Origin of the sequence: Ruegeria sp. R13_0 (assembly GCF_017743995.1) — a bacterium.
Lineage (GTDB): Bacteria > Pseudomonadota > Alphaproteobacteria > Rhodobacterales > Rhodobacteraceae > Ruegeria.
Window position 1 is genome coordinate 262,925 of record NZ_JAGHRB010000006.1, and the last position, 17,407, is coordinate 280,331.

Sequence of the window (17,407 nt, forward strand, 5' to 3'; positions counted from 1 at the left end):
GCATTGCACTACTCCCATAAATCGGTGGACAGGTATTTCAGGCCGCTGTCGCAAATGACGATCGCGACGCAGCCGCCACGCTCCGGGCCGCGCAGCAGATCGATCGCTGCGGCAAGGTTCGCGCCGGCTGAGTATCCGGCAAAGATCCCTTCGCTGCGTGCGAGCAACCGGGCGCAATCTCGGGCCGCGCTGCCTGACACCGAAAGGTGCCCCGCGAGGGGGACGCCGTTCACATGGGTCAGGTCAGCCATGGCATAGCCGCCGCCCTGTATCGGATGGTCGGGCGTGTCGACGACTTCACCAGCCAAGGCCCGTGCGCCCTCGGGTTCGATGGCGTAACACCGCACGCCATGCGGCGCGAAGAATGCCGCTGCTCCGGCCAAGGTGCCGCCTGAACCGGCGAAATCACAGAAGGCCGTGACCGCACCGCCAGACTGCTCCCAGATTTCCGGCCCGGTCCCTGTTGAATGCGCTATTGGGTTACCCGAATGACCGAACTGATCCGCGCGAAACGCGCCGCGTTCTGCTGTGACTTTCTGCGCCGCCTCATCCACCAGCGCCAGATCGGCGCCCGAAACCTCACCCGGTTTGCTGCCCTCGGCCTGCGGCACGATGATCACCTCTGCCCCCAGCGCCCGCATCATACGCGCGCGCTCGACCGAGTTTCCGGCGCTCATCACGGCGACAAACGGATGGCCCATGATTCCGCAGACAATCGCCAGACCGGTTCCCATATTGCCCGAGGTCAGCTCGACAACAGTTTGCCCTGGCGCAAGCGTTCCATCGGCGCAGGCCATTTCGATGATGGATTTTGCCGCGCGGTCCTTTTTCGAGAAGCCGGGCAACAGATAATCCAGCTTGGCCAGAATGCGACCGTCCAACTGAAGCTGCTGACAGATGCGCGACAGGTCCACCAGAGGGGTGTTGCCAATAGCGTCGATGACAGAGGCAAGGGTCATTTGATGACTCCAAGCTCTTTGCCGACTTTCTCAAAAGCGGCAAGCGCCTGGTCAAGCTCCTGCCGTGTCAGTGCGGCGTTCATCTGGGTTCTGATCCGGGCCTGCCCGCGCGGGACCACAGGGAAGAAGAAGCCTGATACATAGACACCTTCGTCAAACAACCGAGCGGCCATGTCCTGCGCCAATGTCGCATCGCCCAGCATGACGGGAATGATCGGATGTTCACCCGGCAGAAGGTCAAAGCCCAACTTCTCCAGCCCCGCCCGCCAGTATTTGGCGTTTCCGAACAGCTGCGCGCGCAGCATGTCGCCTTGTTGGACCAGACGGATAGCCTCAATCCCGGCGGCGACGATGGATGGCGGCAGCGAGTTCGAGAACAGATAGGGCCGCGCCCGCTGCCGCAGCAGGTCGATCACTGGCTGCGGCCCGGCGATATAACCGCCGATTGCCCCCCCAAGTGCCTTTCCCAGGGTTCCCGTCAGGATGTCGACATCGACACCGAAATGATCTGGTGTGCCCGCGCCGTTCGGTCCCATAAACCCAGTGGCGTGGCAGTCATCGACCATGACGATGGCGTCATATTTGTCGGCCAGCTCACGGATTTTCGGAAGGTTGGCGAGGTAGCCATCCATCGAGAACACGCCATCAGTCGCGATCATGATATGCCGCGCCCCATCCTCGCGCGCTTGCTTGAGCCAGGCCTCAAGGTCGTTCATGTCGTTGTTCAGATAGCGATAGCGCTTGGCCTTGCACAACCGTACCCCGTCGATGATCGAGGCGTGGTTCAGACTGTCCGAGATGATGGCATCCTCGGGTCCCAAAAGGGGTTCGAACAGCCCCCCGTTCGCGTCGAAACAGGCGGCGAACAGGATCGAGTCATCCTTGTTCAGGAACTCGGCCAGCTTCTGTTCCAGCTTGCGGTGAATGTCTTGCGTGCCGCAGATAAACCGGACCGAGGCCATGCCGAACCCTTTGGGGCCCATTGCATCTGTGGCGGCGTCGATCAACGCGGGATGATCGGCCAGCCCGAGATAGTTGTTGGCGCACAGATTGATGACCTGCTTGTCGCCCACCGTGATTTCGCCGCCCTGAGGCGATGTAATCATGCGTTCGCGTTTATACAGACCTTCGGATTCGATCTGCGCGAGGATGTCCGTGATATGGGACAGGAATGCATCTGCCATGGCGACCTCCGTTCATCTGAGTCGAATGTCTAACATAACGGATACAATTCCCAAATAGGAGAATTACACTATACGGGAAAAATTTCCGTGAAGGCGGAATTTAAGCGTTTTTGACTATCAGAAAGACCCGCGCGGGGCCTTTCGAAGCAATGGAATGGGTCACATCAGCTGCATATCGGGCGGTGTCGCCCTGTTGCATCTCAGATATCGCAGTGCCCGAGGTGACGCGCACCGCGCCTTCCAGAACCGTCAACTGTTCACGTGTGCCGCGGGCATGCGGCTGGCTGTTCAGTGTCCCGTCGTGGTCAAAGCGGATGTCGTAGACCTCATGCCCTCCGGCCTCTTCCGGGGGGGACAGGATGCGAATCCGACAGTTTGTGCCCATGTTGTCGATGCTGGGCACCTCGGCCTGGCGCAGAACCTCGATCTGATCTGAGGTCTTGGTCTCTTCCAGCAGCCCTGCGAAATCCACCTGCAAGGCCCGCGTCAGGTTCCACAGGGTTGAGATGGTCGGGCTGCTTTCGCCCCGTTCGATCTGACTGACCATTGATCGAGATACGCCGCTGAGATTGGCAACAGCTTCCAGCGACAGGCCCTTGGCGCGACGCGCCTCTTTCAGGCGGGCGGGCAGAAGGGTCAGGATATCGTCTGTGTTTTCCGTCATGACGGAATCTGATGCGCTTTTCCCGATGGGTTGTCAATTCTGCTTGTGACGGTACGTCGTATAGGACAACGCGCCAACTGGGCGTAATAGTGCCGCCAAATCCAAGAGGAGAAGAGACATGAAAGATATCGTCATTCTGGATGGGGCCCGTACGGCGGTTGGAACGTTTGGGGGCGCTCTGGCCTCGACCGCACCGATTGACCTAGCGACCGTTGTGACCGAAGCCGCGATGGAGAAATCGGGCGTCGAAGGCGGCCAGATTGGCAATGTTGTTTTTGGTCATGTGATCAACACCGAACCGCGCGACATGTATCTGTCGCGTGCGGCGGCCAAACAGGCAGGTATCCCGGTCGAAACCCCCGCGATGAACGTGAACCGTCTGTGCGGTTCAGGGGCGCAGGCGATTGTGTCGGCGGTACAGTCTCTGATGCTGGGTGATGCCGAATTTGCTGTGGCTGGTGGGGCTGAGAGCATGTCGCGGAGCCCCTATATCCTGCAGCAGGCGCGCTGGGGTGCCAAGATGGGCGATATCAAATCGCTCGACATGATGCTGGGTGCGCTGAACTGCCCCTTTGGCACCGGCCATATGGGTGTGACGGCTGAGAACGTCGCCGATGAGCATCAGGTCACACGCGAGCAGATGGATGAGTTTGCTCTAACCAGCCAGACACGTGCCGCGGCGGCCATTGAGGCAGGATTTTTCCAGAGCCAGATCGCGCCAGTTCAGGTCAAGGTTAAGCGCGACATGGTTGATTTCATGGTCGATGAGCATCCCAAGGCGACCTCGATCGAGGCGCTGGCGGGTCTGCGTCCTGCGTTCAAGAAGGATGGCCGGGTGACGGCGGGCAACGCCTCTGGCATCAATGATGGTGCGGCGGCGATGGTTCTTGCTACGGCAGACGCGGCCGAAAAGGCTGGTCTGAAGCCGAAAGCGCGTATTCTGGGTTATGGCCACGCCGGTGTCCGCCCCGAGGTGATGGGCATTGGTCCAGTGCCTGCGGTTCAGAATCTGCTGGCGCGCACCGGTCTGTCGGTTGAAGATTTTGACGTGATCGAAAGCAACGAGGCCTTTGCCTCGCAGGCGCTGGCTGTGAATAAAGAGCTGGGTCTGGACGCGGCCAAGGTTAACCCGAATGGCGGTGCCATCGCGCTGGGCCACCCCGTTGGTGCAACCGGAGCGATCATCACGTTGAAGGCTTTGTATGAGCTGGAACGCACCGGCGGCTCTAAAGGTCTGGTGACAATGTGCATCGGTGGCGGCCAGGGAATCGCCATTGCCTTTGAGCTTCTCTGATTGCAGATGTTGGTGGGGGGCTGTCTGCCCCCCATCGCGCCTTAAGCGCAATTCCCCCCGAGGATATTTTCAGCCAGATGAAGCAGGCGGCTGGCGCCTAGCTGAGCGCTGTTAGCAACATGACCAAAGCAGCGCCTGCTACGGCTCCGAGCGTGGCGGGAAGGGCTTTAGACCACAGGCGGGAGTTGGTCTGATCGTCTTTTTGGGTTTGAGCGATCAGGGCGTCTTCCACAAGCGCGGGCAGACGTGGGCCGAACCGGGCCAGAACCAAAGCGGTTTTGCCAAAGTCGCGGAGCGCCGCGCGCGGGCCGATGGATTTCTTGATGTAATCCTCAACGACCGGGCGCGCGACCTCCCATATATTGATATGCGGATCGAGTGAGCGGGCGACGCCTTCAACCACAACCATGGTGCGCTGAAGCAGAATCAACTCGGTTCGGGTTTCCATGCCGAAGCGTTCGGTGACTTCGAACAGGTAGTTCAGCAGGCGGCCCATCGAGATATGGGTGGCGTCCATGCCGAAGATGGGCTCGCCCACAGCGCGCAGGGCGCGGGCGAATTCGTCGACGTCCTGATTGGCAGGGACATATCCGGCTTCGAAATGAACCTCGGCCACGCGTTTATAGTCGCGGCGGATGAAACCAAAAAGAATCTCTGCATAGACCCGGCGGGTGTATTCGTCGATATGGCCCATGATGCCGTAGTCATAGGCGATGATATCGCTGTTGGCGGCGACCTTGAGGTTGCCCTGGTGCATGTCAGCGTGGAAATAGCCGTCGCGCAGGGCGTGCAGTAGGAACAGGCGCAGGACACGCTCACCCAGATCGCGGCGGTTATGGCCCGCGGCGTCCAGAGCGTCGTTGTCCCCCAACGGGATGCCATCCGCCCAGCTGAGCGTCATCACCCGGCGCGCGGACAGAGACCACACGACCGGAGGCAGCCAGAATCCTCCATCATCCTTGGTGTTGGCAGCGTATTCCGAGGCTGCCGAGCTTTCCAGACGCAAGTCCAGCTCACCCCGTACTACGCCATCGAAATGTTCGATCACTTCCATTGGACGGAGGCGGCGCGCGCCCGGGGCGCAGAGTTGTACCATGCGGGCGGCGAAATAGAATGCGTCGACATCCTTGCGGAAGGCGCGCTCGATACCTGGGCGCAGGACTTTGACAGCGACGTCCTCGCCTGTGCTGGTCAGCTTGGCCTTGTGAACCTGAGCGATCGAGGCTGCAGCGATCGGTTCGCTGAACTCACTGAACATTTCCGAGATCGGCTGGCCCAGCTCCTTCTCGACCTCAGCCATGGCCTCGGCCTTCGGGAACGGGGGTAGCTTGTCCTGCAATACGCGCAGTTGCTCGGCCAGTTCGTTGCCAACCACGTCGGGGCGGGTCGAAAGGACCTGTCCGAATTTGATGTACGCCGGGCCCAGCGCCGTCAGGGCGCGTGTGGCAGGGGGCATCTCTGGATCGCCCTTGTACCCAAGCCATTGAAACGGTTTGCCGAGCGCGTGGGCGACAAAGCGGACCGCGCGGGGGGCTTCGAACGCGTCCAATACGACATTCATCGCGCCCGTACGCTCTAGCGTGGCGCCTGTGCGGATCAGACGTATGATGTTGTGAGGGCCACGCATTTAGATCTTCCAGCCGGAATGCAGTGCGGCGATTCCCATGCTCAGGTTACGGTACTTGGCGTTTTCGAACCCGGCGGCGCGAACCATGCCCAGAAACGTCTCTTGATCGGGGAACTTGCGGATCGATTCCACGAGGTACTGATAGCTGTCGTAGTCATTCGCGATCAGCTTGCCCATGCGCGGGATAACGTTGAAGCTGTAAAGATCATAGAGCTTTTGCAGACCGTCATTGGGCAATTGGCTGAACTCCAGCACCATCAGGCGGCCGCCGGGTTTCAACACGCGGTAGGCCTCGTTCAGCGCCTCTTGCGGGCGAGTGACGTTCCGAATGCCGAAGGAGATCGTGTAGACGTCGAAGGTGTTGTCCTCGAACGGTAGGGACATCGCATCGCCGACGACCCAGTTCAGGCTCTCCGACATTTGGTCGGCCTCAGCCCGTTGGCGGCCTTCGACCAGCATTGGTTCGGTCAGGTCAAGAACGGTGGCGTGGCCATAGCCCGCGCGTTTCAGGAAACGGAACGAGATGTCTCCGGTGCCGCCGGCGACGTCCAGCAGTCGCTGACCGGGGCGCGGGGCAAGCCAGTCCATCATCGCGTCTTTCCAGACCCGGTGGATGCCCATCGACATGACATCATTCATCACGTCGTATTTCGAGGCCACCGAGTTGAACACGCCCTGTACGCGCCCGGCCTTGTCGGCCTCGCGGACGGTTTCGAACCCGAAATGAGTGGTCTTGTCGCTGTTGTCGGACATTTGCCTTGCCGTTTGTCGAATTTCGCCTCTGTTATAGGGCCATCAGAGACGGGCACAATGCGGCCCTTTGGAATAGGAGCCATCTAATGCCCGAATTGCCTGAGGTCGAGACAGTAAGACGCGGCCTGACCCCTGCGATGGAGGGGGTGGTGATCGAGCGGGCCGATGTGAACCGTCCTGATCTGCGCTGGCCCTTCCCGGAGCGTATGGCCGAGCGGTTGACGGGTCAGGCGGTTCAGCGCCTGCGGCGGCGCTCAAAATACATTTTGGCTGATCTCAGCAGTGGCGAGACGTTGTTGATTCACTTGGGTATGTCGGGGCGTATGACGGTATCAGGGGACCCGTTGGGGCAGTTCGTCCATGACCATCCGATGCCCGAAAAGCATGACCATGTCGTGTTCCACATGGCCAATGGTGCCCGCGTGACGTTCAATGACCCGCGCCGGTTCGGAGCCATGGATTTACTGCCAACAGCAACCGCAGAAGACCACAAACTGCTGTCCGTTCTGGGGCCAGAGCCATTGGGCAATGATTTTCACGAACAGCACCTGATTGACACGTTCAAGGGCAAGAACACGCCGGTCAAATCGGCACTTCTGGATCAGGGAATCGTTGCCGGGTTGGGGAATATTTACGTTTGCGAAGCGCTTTATCGCGGCAAGGTGTCGCCACGTCGCAAGGCCGGGCAGATTTCTGCGGCGCGTGTCGCAGCCCTTGTGCCGATCATTCGGCAGGTGTTGCAGGACGCGATCGAGGCAGGGGGATCGTCACTGAAAGATTTCCGTCAAGCCGATGGAGAACTTGGATATTTTCAGCACAGCTTTGATGTCTATGGCCGCGAAGGCGAACCCTGCCGAACCCAGGGCTGTGGGGCCGAAATCAAGAGAATCACCCAGTCCGGTCGCTCATCCTTCTATTGTGCGCAATGCCAAAGATAGCTTGATCCAGCGAAATCGCGTGTTAAGGAATCGTACCTGAACGGAACAACCGGAAGCTTATACCTCATGGCTTTTGAGACGATCATCGTCGAAATCGAAGACCACGTCGCCCTTATCAAACTCGACCGACCAGATGCGATGAACGCGCTGAACACCCAATTGGTGGGTGAGCTGTGCGCCGCGCTGGAAGAGGCGGATCAGAACGACAAGGTGCGCTGCATCGTGCTGACCGGCTCGGACAAGGCGTTTGCCGCGGGTGCGGACATCAAGGAAATGTCCGAGATGAGCTTTGTCGATGTGTTCAGCGCCGACCTGTTTGCCTCGGTCAACGAGCGTGTCTCGGCCATTCGCAAGCCGATCATCGCGGCGGTTGCGGGCTACGCGCTGGGCGGCGGCTGCGAAGTCGCCATGATGTGCGATTTCATCATCGCCGCAGACACCGCCAAGTTCGGCCAGCCCGAGATCAATCTGGGCGTTATCGCGGGCATCGGCGGCACTCAGCGCCTGACGCGTTTTGTCGGCAAGTCCAAGGCGATGGACATGAACCTGACCGGTCGCTTCATGGACGCAGAAGAGGCTGAGCGCGCAGGCCTTGTCAGCCGCGTGGTTCCCGCGAAAAAACTGATCGAAGAAGCCGTGGGTGCAGCCCAAAAGATTGCTGAGAAATCTCTGCTGACGGCGGCAGCCGCCAAAGAGGCGGTGAATCGCAGCTATGAACTGCCGCTGAGCGAAGGTCTGTTGTTCGAGCGTCGCGTCTTTCATTCGATGTTCGCGACCGAAGACCAGAAAGAGGGCATGGCGGCGTTTCTGGAAAAACGCGCCGCGCAATTCCGCGATAAGTAAGGTCGCGACAAAGAACTCCGAAAGGGCGGGCCGTGGCCTGCCTTTTTTGTTGGGCGTACCGGGTAAGAATCGGCTTGGCAAACCTGTAAAACTTGGGTAGAGACCGCCGTCATACATGCGCGTGCGGCCCGCTTGGCCCGACTCACACTCGTGATTTCTGATCCGGTGCGGATAATTCCGTGGCGCGCAACCCTAGATAACCGTACCGAACAAAGGTCAGAGACACATGGCAAATTCGCCCCAGGCAAAGAAACGCGCCCGTCAGAACGAAAAGCGTTTCGCCGTAAACAAAGCACGCCGTTCGCGCATCCGCACCTACCTGCGCAAAGTTGAAGAAGCGATCGCATCTGGCGACAAAGACGCTGCAACCGCAGCTTTGCGCGCAGCTCAGCCTGAACTGATGCGCGGCGTCACCAAAGGCGTTTTCCACAAGAACACCGCATCGCGTAAAATGTCGCGCCTGTCGGCACGCGTCAAAGCGCTGGGTTGATTCCCGCCGGGACGCGTCAAGCGGTTTCCTACGTAAAGGCGTCGCGTATTGCGGCGCCTTTTGTGTTTGTTGCCGGAAAGCCGCGACCTCACGAAGTCGAGAGATTCTTTCGCCCCGAACCCCGAGTCAATATCAGAGTTTCGTTGCTGCGACAGGCAACATCTTGCTACCACTGAGTCAGCGATTCACTCGCTTGGGGGGACAGGCTGTTCCAGCCATCTGACTGACGGGCATCAGTCAGACAGCAGGAACTAACGTTCGAAAACCGGCCTTGGCCGGTAAAACGATCTGCTCTGGGTCTCGGGTTTTCCGATGATCTCAGCCCTGTCAAACAATTGGGTTACGACGCGTGCCCCGGTTTTCCGGGATCCTGCTGCGGGATACGATTTGTGCATGCTGAGTGTTCATTTACCCGCCGGATGGGACAGTCCGGCGCAGGGTACCCTTGTGTGTGAACGCCAATGACCGGGCAACCGGCGACGATTGATAAGACCGACAGGTCAAAAAAAATGGGATGCGTGAGGCGCTTGATGACACAAGAGAAATGGGGACAACTGCGTAACAAACTATTGAAGGCCGTTGGCAAGAACAACTTCACCACCTGGATTGAGCCTCTGGAATTTCAGGAGCTGCAGGATGGTGTAGCCGTGTTCTCGGTTCCAACAAACTTCATGGGGAATTACGTCAGTCAGAATTTCGCAGATTTGATTCTGTATGAACTGAATACCGCGGGTGAGACGGTCCAACGTCTTGCGTTCAAGGCGGCTGCCAATTCGACCACCCGACCGGCCTCTGTCACGGATGAGCCCAAGCTGGCCGCGGCTGCCGCACCGGTTGCGGAATCCGCCAATGCGGCGCTTGAGGATCTGCAAGCCGCACCCTTGGATACGCGCTTTACCTTCGACAGCTTTGTTGTCGGCAAGCCCAACGAGCTGGCCCATGCCGCCGCGCGCCGCGTGGCCGAAGGTGGCCCGGTCACGTTCAATCCGCTGGTTCTCTATGGTGGTGTTGGGCTGGGTAAAACCCACCTGATGCACGCCATCGCATGGGAGCTGAAGACCAAAAGCCCAGAGCTGAACGTGCTTTACCTGTCGGCGGAACAGTTCATGTATCGCTTCGTTCAGGCTCTGCGCGAACGCCGGATGATGGATTTCAAACATCTGTTCCGCTCGGTCGATGTGCTGATGGTGGACGATGTGCAATTCATCGCGGGCAAGGACTCGACCCAGGAAGAGTTCTTTCACACCTTCAATGCGCTGGTGGACCAGAACAAACAGATCATCATCTCGGCCGACCGCGCCCCGGGTGAGATCAAGGATCTGGAAGATCGCGTGAAATCGCGCCTGCAATGCGGTCTGGTCGTTGATCTGCATCCCACCGACTACGAATTGCGTCTGGGCATTCTGCAGAACAAAGTCCAGCAGCACATCGCCACCTATCCCGATCTTGTCATCGCCGATGGCGTGCTGGAGTTTCTGGCGCATCGCATCTCGACCAATGTACGCGTTCTCGAAGGCGCTCTGACCCGTCTGTTCGCCTTTGCCTCGCTGGTGGGGCGTGAGATCGACATGGAGCTGACGCAGGACTGTCTGGCGGATGTGCTGCGCGCCTCAGAGCGCAAAATCACCGTTGAGGAAATCCAGCGCAAAGTGTCGGACTACTACAACATTCGCCTGTCGGACATTATCGGCCCCAAGCGCCTGCGGTCTTATGCCCGTCCGCGTCAGGTGGCCATGTATCTGTGCAAGCAGCTGACCAGCCGCTCTCTGCCTGAGATAGGCCGCCGTTTCGGAGGGCGCGACCACACAACCGTCATGCACGGGGTCAAGCGCATCGAAGAGCTGAAGACGACCGATGGTCAGATCGCAGAAGACGTGGAAATGCTGCGCCGCTCGCTAGAGGCCTGAGCCGCACCCATTGTCAGTAAATGCCCCGGGCCAGTGCGTCCGGGGCGTTTTCTTGTGCGCTAATCTCCACGGTTGCGGAGGAATGGACGCGTTTCGCGCGCGTACCTCTTGACCACCGGGGTATTCCCACCCAGAAATCGGTAAAAAATCCTTGTGCCTCAGGGCTGAGACGCTAACGTGCCAGTCCCGCCCATGTAGGCACGCAAGTCAGAGGAACAAAGGGTATGAAGATCAGCATCGAACGCGGCACCCTTCTCAAGGCCGTTTCCCAGGCCCAATCCGTTGTGGAACGTCGCAACACGATCCCGATCCTTGCCAATGTGCTGATCGAGGCCGAAGGCGACCAAGCCCTGTTCCGAGCTACCGATCTGGATATCGAGGTTGTCGACAAAGCGCCTGCGCAAGTTGAAAAGGCCGGTGCGACGACTGTGGCCGCTACGACCCTGCATGAAATCGTGCGTAAACTGCCGGATGGCGCGCTGGTCACCTTAACGGCCGACAGCGCCGCAGGTCGTCTGACGGTTGAGGCGGGACGGTCGAACTTCTCTCTGGCGACCTTGCCGAAAGAGGACTTCCCGGTCATGGCGTCCTCGGAATATCAGTCGAATTTCACCGCGTCGGCGGCGTTACTGCGTCGGTTGTTCGACAAATCGAAATTCGCCATCTCGACCGAAGAGACGCGGTACTATCTGAACGGTGTCTACATGCACGTCGCGGACGGGTCCGAAGGCGGCAAGGTTCTGCGCTGTGTGGCCACCGACGGTCACCGCCTAGCGCGGATTGATGCGGACCTGCCGGATGGCGCTGCGGACATGCCGGGTGTGATCGTGCCGCGTAAAACCGTGGGTGAGCTGCGCAAATTGCTGGACGATGACGAGATGGATATCGCAGTGTCTGTCAGCGAAACCAAGGTACGCTTCGCCACGCCAGATATCACGCTGACCTCGAAAGTTATCGACGGGACTTTCCCCGATTACACACGCGTTATTCCGCAAGGCAACACGCGCCAGTTGGAAGTGGACGCAGCCGAGTTCGCACAAGCCGTGGACCGGGTTGCAACTGTTTCGTCAGAGCGTTCGCGCGCTGTGAAGCTGCAACTGGATGCGGATAAGCTGGTGCTGTCGGTCAATGCCCCGGATAGCGGCGCGGCTGAGGAAGAGCTGGCCGTTGCTTATGGTGATGAACGTCTCGAGATTGGGTTCAACGCGAAATACCTGCTCGAGATTGCTTCGCAGGTGGATCGTGAGAACGCGGTATTCCTGTTTAACTCGGCCGGTGACCCGACTTTGATGCGCGAAGGCAATGATCTGAGCGCGGTTTACGTCGTCATGCCGATGCGCGTCTGATCGCGCTGGCGCACGATGCCTCCGGCGGAGGTATTTTTGAACAGAAGAAGGGAGGGGTCATGGGATTGGCCCTGACCGAGCTTACGGTCTCGCATTTTCGGTCTCATAAATTGGCGCGTTTGTCTTTGGATGGGCGCCCGGTTGCCATCCATGGGCCGAACGGGGCCGGGAAAACCAATATCCTTGAAGCGGTGTCTCTGTTCTCGCCCGGTCGCGGGATGCGGCGGGCCAGTGCGGCGGAGATGACCCGGCGGCCTGAGGCCTTGGGCTGGAAACTGTCCGGCCTGTTGAGCGCCCAGGGAGGGCGATACGAGATCGAGACATGGTCCGAAGGTGGTGCGGCGCGTCAGGTTCGGATAGATGACAAGGCCGCCAGTCAGATTGATCTGGGCAAGCTTGCACGCGTGGTGTGGTTGATCCCGTCGATGGATCGGCTGTGGATCGAAGGGGCCGAGGGGCGGCGGCGGTTTCTGGACCGCATCGCGCTGAGCTTTGATCCCGCGCATGCCGAGGCGTCGCTGACCTACGAGAAAGCCATGCGTGAGCGGAACCGGTTGCTGAAAGATCAGGTCCGGGATGCCCATTGGTACACGGCCTTGGAAGGTCAGATGGCCGAGACAGGGTACCGGATACACGCGGCACGTCTTGCAGCATTGGATCATTTGCGTGCCGCGCAGGATCAGGCCGAAACGGCGTTTCCTTCAGCCGAGTTGGAGTTGATTCAGTCGGAAGGTGTGATGCCCGAGACCCCGGAAGACCTGCGCAAGGCGTTGGGCGAAAGCCGTTTCCGCGATCTTGCAGCAGGTCGGACCCTGGTCGGGCCGCATCGCTCGGACCTGTACGGGGTGTTCGCGGCCAAGGGGGTTCCCGCCAAGGATTGTTCCACGGGAGAGCAGAAGGCGCTGCTGGTGTCCCTGATCCTGTCGAATGCACGGGCGCTGGCGGGAATGGTTGACGCGCCGCCGATTGTATTGCTGGACGAGGTGGCCGCGCATCTGGATGCCGGGCGACGTGCGGCGCTTTATGATGAGATTTGTGCGCTGGGCGCTCAGGCCTGGATGACGGGCACCGGGCCTGAGCTGTTTGCGGAATTGGGCGACCGGGCCCAAACGCTGGTTGTTACCGAAGGCGATGAGGGCTCGGTCGTGTCGGTTTAGGCTGGTTCGCCCACTTTGCGTTCCCACAAGAAGCCGCGCATGACTTCGTCGACCGGAGTTTTGGCCATGTGGTTGACGTAGTTCGACATGGTTTTCTGTGCGAGGCCCAGAACAACATCCAGAACGGCGCGGTGCGAATAGCCTGCGTCAAAGAACGCTTGCAATTGCTCTTCGGTCGGGTTGCCGCGGGTTTCCATCACTTGCAGGGTGAAGGTGCGCAGGGCCTCCAGCTTGGCAGTCGGCAGCGGGGTTTCGTTGCGCAGAGCCTCGGTGATCTCGTCTGAGACCTTCATCATTTTGGCGATGCCGGTATGGGCGGGGACACAGTAGTGGCATTCGTTTTCAACGTTGATGGTCTGCCAAACCACGGTTTTCTCATCATTGTCGAAATCGGTTTGCAGGAAGAGGCCGTGCAGAACCTGATAGGCCTCGAGATGCTGCGGGCTTTCCGCCATCACCTTGTGCAGACCGGGCAGGCGGCCAAAAGCGGCTTGCGATTTCTCCAGCAGCGGTTTGGACCCTTCAGGGGCGGATTCGAGGTCGTGAGACGGGAAGTTGGCCATGTCAAAACTCCTGATTTCTGGCGCGATGAGTCGTATTTAGGGTTTCTTGAACGATCACTCAAGTATATATTTGAGCAAACGCTCAAGAATTGGTGATCCAATGCCCCGCAAACCCGCATATGACCGAGACGCGCTGATCGCGCAGGCGCGTGATATCTTCTGGCGTCACGGTTGGGCGGGGACGTCGCTGAAGGACCTTGAGCGCGAGTTGAAGCTGAAGCCGGGTAGTTTCTATGCGGCGTTTGGCTCGAAAGATGCCCTCTATGCGCTGGCGCTGGAGCGCTACGCCCAGGACGGGGTTGCCAGTATGCTGACCTTGGCTGAGGAGCTGGGGCCGCTCGGGGCGCTCAAGGCGCAGCCCTATCGCGTGATTGCTGCCTCTGACCTGCCGACCAAAGCTTGCATGCTGGCCAAGACCTATGCCGAGTTGCAGGCAAAGGATCACGATTTGGCTGGTCAGGCAGGCGCGCACATGATCGCTATGAAATCCTGTTTTGCAGATCTGTTCCGCCGCGCCCAAAAGGCCGGAGAGATAAGCCCCGATCACGATCCCGAACGCCTTGCTGCGCGCTATCAGTCGGATCTCTTGGGCCTGCGATTGACGGCCGAACGGGACGACGTCAACGCCGCCGAAATTGCAGCTGATATCGCGGCAGACCTCGATCGGCTTTGATTCGCGGATAAATCGGATCTCAACCACAAAATCTTGGGGGAGCGCGTGACAATCCCCACCAGAAAACGTATAAGTTACCAAAATAATATAGGTACTAACGGCATGTCCGAAGACGCACAGGCACCCCAGGAATACGGCGCAGATTCCATCAAAGTTCTCAAAGGCTTAGAGGCGGTTCGCAAACGTCCCGGTATGTATATCGGGGATACGGATGATGGCTCGGGTCTGCACCATATGGTGTATGAGGTCGTGGACAACGGAATTGATGAGGCTCTGGCCGGTCATGCTGACCATGTGACCGTGAAAATTCACGCCGATTCCAGCGTCTCGGTCAGTGACAACGGGCGCGGTATTCCGGTCGATATTCACCCCGAAGAGGGCGTCTCGGCGGCCGAGGTTATCATGACCCAGCTGCATGCGGGCGGTAAGTTCGACAGCAACTCGTACAAGGTCTCGGGCGGTCTGCACGGCGTGGGCGTTTCGGTTGTGAATGCGCTGTCCGAATGGCTGGAGCTGCGCATCTGGCGCGCGGGCAAAGAGCACGTAGCGCGTTTTGAGCGTGGCGAGACCGCTGAGCACCTGAAAGTCGTCGGCGAGTGCGGGGATCGCACCGGGACCGAAGTGCGCTTTCTGGCCTCGACCGACACGTTCTCGAACCTCGAATACTCGTTTGAGACGCTGGAAAAGCGCCTGCGTGAGCTGGCCTTCCTGAACTCGGGCGTGCGGATCATTCTGATCGATGAGCGCCCGGCGGAACGGTTGGAAACCGAACTGTTCTATGAAGGTGGCGTTAAGGAATTCGTCAAATACCTGGATCGCTCAAAATCCCCTGCCATGCCCGAGCCAATCTATATCAAGGGCGAGCGGGACGATATCGGTGTCGAAATCGCGATGTGGTGGAATGATAGCTACCACGAGACAGTTCTGCCCTTTACCAACAACATCCCACAGCGGGATGGCGGGACCCATGTGGCCGGTTTCCGAGGCGCTCTGACCCGGACGATCAACAACTACGCGCAGTCCAGCGGGATCGCGAAGAAGGAAAAGGTCAGCTTTACCGGCGACGACGCGCGCGAAGGTCTGACCTGCGTGCTGTCGGTCAAAGTACCGGACCCGAAATTCTCGTCGCAAACGAAAGACAAGCTGGTGTCGTCCGAAGTCCGCCCTGCGGTTGAAGGTTTGATGAACGAAAAGCTGGCCGAGTGGTTCGAAGAAAATCCCAATGAGGCCAAAGGGATCGTCGGCAAGATCATCGAGGCCGCATTGGCACGTGAGGCCGCCCGCAAGGCGCGCGAACTGACACGCCGCAAGACGGCAATGGACGTGAACTATCTGGCCGGTAAGCTGAAGGACTGTTCCGAGAAAGACCCGTCCAAAACCGAAGTTTTCCTGGTCGAGGGTGACTCGGCGGGCGGCTCCGCCCAAACAGGCCGGGATCGTCTGACTCAGGCCGTTCTGCCCTTGCGCGGGAAAATCCTGAATGTCGAGCGTGCGCGGTTTGACCGGATGCTGTCGTCTCAGGAAATCGGGAACCTCGTGATGGCGTTGGGCACCGGCATTGGCCGCGATGAGTTCAACATCGAAAAGCTGCGCTACCACAAGATCGTCATCATGACCGATGCGGATGTCGATGGCGCGCACATCCGAACCCTGCTGCTGACCTTCTTCTACCGCCAGATGCCGGAACTGATCGAGGGCGGGTACCTCTACATCGCGCAGCCGCCGCTCTATAAGGTTTCGCGTGGTAAATCAGAGGTTTACCTGAAGGACCAGGCCGCGCTGGATGACTATCTGATCAATCAGGGGGTCGAGGGTGCCGTTCTGAAGCTGGGCTCTGGCGAAGAAATCGTCGGCCAGGACCTGACCCGCGTCGTCGACGAAGCGCGCCAGTTGAAACGCGTGTTGGATGCCTTTCCAACCCACTACCCGCGTCACATTCTGGAACAGGCCGCTGTGGCCGGTGCCTTTGTGCCCGGTGCCGTCGATGCCGACCTGCAAGGCGTGGCCGACAAGGTTGCCGCCCGTCTGGACCTGATCGCGCTTGAATATGAGCGCGGCTGGCAGGGCCGCATTACGCAAGATCACGGCATCCGTCTGGCACGCATCCTCCGCGGCGTCGAAGAGGTCCGCACACTGGACGGCCCCATGCTGCGCTCGGGTGAGGCGCGCAAGACCGGCAGCTTCACACAAAGCCTGCAAGAGGTTTACAACACCCCGGCGACCCTGATCCGCCGCGACCGGATGCAGGCGATCCACGGCCCGCTAGACCTTTTGCGCGCCATTCTGGAAGAAGGCGAAAAGGGCCTTTCGCTTCAGCGCTACAAGGGCTTGGGCGAGATGAACCCCGATCAACTATGGGAAACCACGCTGGACCCGGACGCGCGCACCCTGTTGCAGGTGCGTGTGGATGACATGGTCGAGGCCGACGATCTGTTCACCAAACTGATGGGAGACGTGGTCGAACCCCGCCGCGAGTTCATTCAGCAAAACGCCCTGAGCGTGGAGAATCTGGATTTCTGATGAATTTGTAGGATCACCCATAATCGTTCGCGACGCCCATAATCGTTCGCGAGCGACTCGACCTTCTTCGCTCCGACTTATCAACCCAGACAAACATGGTTGTCCATTTTCAGAACTGCAATCTGAGAGAATCTCAAGAAATGAAGAAGCAGATGGTCAGCCGATTGGCCATCACCGGCTTCAATACTGAGCTGAACTTGGAATGGGACTCATAAAAGACTTGGGAAAAAATTCGTGGGCGCACTGAATGATGGCCGATTAGTCGACCCTTAGTCGGTCTCCGACCTGACTATCCGCGTCAACTGACTACTTGGTGGTGCAACCCTTAGTTTATTTTCACGCATTGCAACGGTCCTGTTTACTAGGGTCAGGATGCATTGATTTTCGCCGCGCTGCATGATTCACGGCTCCGAAAACGGAGCGGTAACATGAGCGATCTTTTCTGGTTGAGCGATGCGCAGATGGCGCGTCTTGAGCCCTTCTTTCCAA

General features: G+C 59.1%; 15 protein-coding genes. 9 read left to right on the plus strand and 6 right to left on the minus strand.

The window, feature by feature from the left end:
* Positions 1-8: 8 nt before the first annotated feature.
* From J7394_RS10390 to J7394_RS10400, 3 genes are all read right to left on the minus strand, one after another.
* Entirely contained in the window at positions 9-959 is a 951-nt protein-coding gene (locus J7394_RS10390) for a PLP-dependent cysteine synthase family protein (protein ID WP_209252832.1), read from the minus strand.
* Positions 956-2,143 carry a glycine C-acetyltransferase gene (locus tag J7394_RS10395; RefSeq protein WP_209252834.1) on the minus strand — a complete coding sequence of 396 codons (1,188 nt, stop codon included), beginning with the start codon at positions 2,141-2,143 and terminating at the stop codon, positions 956-958. Before J7394_RS10395 ends, J7394_RS10390 begins: the two co-directional genes overlap by 4 nt.
* A 100-nt stretch (positions 2,144-2,243) precedes the next feature.
* Positions 2,244-2,807 carry a helix-turn-helix domain-containing protein gene (locus tag J7394_RS10400; protein WP_170641901.1) on the minus strand — a complete coding sequence of 188 codons (564 nt, stop codon included), beginning with the start codon at positions 2,805-2,807 and terminating at the stop codon, positions 2,244-2,246.
* 118 nt (positions 2,808-2,925) lie between these two features.
* Here J7394_RS10400 and J7394_RS10405 point away from each other — a divergent pair, with 118 nt between their 5' ends.
* Complete coding sequence (locus J7394_RS10405) at positions 2,926-4,101, plus strand: acetyl-CoA C-acyltransferase family protein (RefSeq protein WP_209252836.1); 1,176 nt, start codon at positions 2,926-2,928, stop codon at positions 4,099-4,101.
* A 97-nt stretch (positions 4,102-4,198) separates the two neighbouring features.
* Here the strand turns inward: J7394_RS10405 and ubiB are convergent, their stop codons facing one another.
* Positions 4,199-5,728: a 2-polyprenylphenol 6-hydroxylase gene (ubiB, locus tag J7394_RS10410; RefSeq protein ID WP_209252838.1), complete on the minus strand. Its 1,530-nt coding sequence runs from the start codon at positions 5,726-5,728 to the stop codon at positions 4,199-4,201.
* Positions 5,729-6,481, minus strand: a complete 753-nt coding sequence (gene ubiE, locus J7394_RS10415) for a bifunctional demethylmenaquinone methyltransferase/2-methoxy-6-polyprenyl-1,4-benzoquinol methylase UbiE (protein ID WP_170660828.1) — start codon at positions 6,479-6,481, stop codon at positions 5,729-5,731.
* A gap of 86 nt (positions 6,482-6,567) precedes the next feature.
* Between ubiE and mutM the strand changes: the two genes are divergently transcribed.
* From mutM to recF, 6 genes are all read left to right on the plus strand, one after another.
* The gene (mutM, locus tag J7394_RS10420; RefSeq protein WP_209252839.1) at positions 6,568-7,419 is read left to right on the plus strand and encodes a bifunctional DNA-formamidopyrimidine glycosylase/DNA-(apurinic or apyrimidinic site) lyase; all 852 of its coding nucleotides are present in this window, start codon (positions 6,568-6,570) and stop codon (positions 7,417-7,419) included.
* A 66-nt stretch (positions 7,420-7,485) separates the two neighbouring features.
* A complete protein-coding gene (locus J7394_RS10425) occupies positions 7,486-8,262 on the plus strand; it encodes an enoyl-CoA hydratase (RefSeq protein ID WP_209252840.1) in 777 nt (258 codons plus the stop codon).
* A 226-nt stretch (positions 8,263-8,488) separates the two neighbouring features.
* Positions 8,489-8,752: a 30S ribosomal protein S20 gene (gene rpsT / locus J7394_RS10430; RefSeq protein ID WP_142638226.1), complete on the plus strand. Its 264-nt coding sequence runs from the start codon at positions 8,489-8,491 to the stop codon at positions 8,750-8,752.
* A 530-nt stretch (positions 8,753-9,282) separates the two neighbouring features.
* Positions 9,283-10,659, plus strand: a complete 1,377-nt coding sequence (gene dnaA, locus J7394_RS10435) for a chromosomal replication initiator protein DnaA (protein WP_247748146.1) — start codon at positions 9,283-9,285, stop codon at positions 10,657-10,659.
* 224 nt (positions 10,660-10,883) lie between these two features.
* Entirely contained in the window at positions 10,884-12,005 is a 1,122-nt protein-coding gene (dnaN, locus tag J7394_RS10440; protein ID WP_170351930.1) for a DNA polymerase III subunit beta, read from the plus strand.
* A gap of 59 nt (positions 12,006-12,064) precedes the next feature.
* Entirely contained in the window at positions 12,065-13,162 is a 1,098-nt protein-coding gene (gene recF, locus J7394_RS10445) for a DNA replication/repair protein RecF (RefSeq protein WP_209252842.1), read from the plus strand.
* On the opposite strand, the gene J7394_RS10450 is transcribed toward recF, so the two are convergent.
* A complete protein-coding gene (locus J7394_RS10450) occupies positions 13,159-13,725 on the minus strand; it encodes a carboxymuconolactone decarboxylase family protein (protein ID WP_209252843.1) in 567 nt (188 codons plus the stop codon). The genes recF and J7394_RS10450 overlap by 4 nt on opposite strands.
* Positions 13,726-13,825: 100 nt before the next feature.
* Here J7394_RS10450 and J7394_RS10455 point away from each other — a divergent pair, with 100 nt between their 5' ends.
* A complete protein-coding gene (locus J7394_RS10455) occupies positions 13,826-14,398 on the plus strand; it encodes a TetR/AcrR family transcriptional regulator (RefSeq protein ID WP_209252844.1) in 573 nt (190 codons plus the stop codon).
* A gap of 102 nt (positions 14,399-14,500) precedes the next feature.
* Positions 14,501-16,918, plus strand: coding sequence for a DNA topoisomerase (ATP-hydrolyzing) subunit B (gene gyrB / locus J7394_RS10460; protein ID WP_170643552.1), 2,418 nt, complete (start codon positions 14,501-14,503; stop codon positions 16,916-16,918).
* Positions 16,919-17,407 lie beyond the last annotated feature (489 nt).